1 pseudogene is annotated in these 404 nt (G+C 55.9%); it reads left to right on the plus strand.

Annotated elements, in window-relative coordinates:
* Nucleotides 1-241, plus strand: a pseudogene (locus DNK59_RS31440) (hypothetical protein); the annotation flags it as partial.
* Nucleotides 242-404 lie beyond the last annotated feature (163 nt).

The raw sequence follows: 404 nt of genomic DNA on the forward strand, positions 1-404 counted from the left end.
GGAGACAGCATCAGCCTGGCCTGTATTGGCCTTGACCGCTGTGGTTACAGACAGCATTCAGCTGGTCATCCAGGTCAACGGCAAATAGCGCGGCCAGACCGAGATGCCAGTCAGCGCCAGCCGTTAATAAGTCGAAGCCTCGGCTCGCAGCAACGAGAACGTGCTGCGCTTCACCGAAGGCCTGACCATCCGCAAGTTCATCGTGGTGCCGGGCAAACTGGTCAACATCGTCGCCAGCTAATTGGATCCGGCGGCCGATCCGGGATCGGGCGCCTGGTCCAATTAGCTGGCGACGGTACTGTCTCTTATACATGTCTCCGAGCCCACGGGACCGTACTAAACATTGTGTGCCGTCTTCTGTTTGATCAAAACAGATTAACGATGTCGATAGATAGATTAGCGGT

Origin of the sequence: Pseudomonas sp. TKO26, assembly GCF_003225665.1 — a bacterium.
Classification (GTDB): Bacteria; Pseudomonadota; Gammaproteobacteria; order Pseudomonadales; family Pseudomonadaceae; genus Aquipseudomonas; species Aquipseudomonas saponiphila.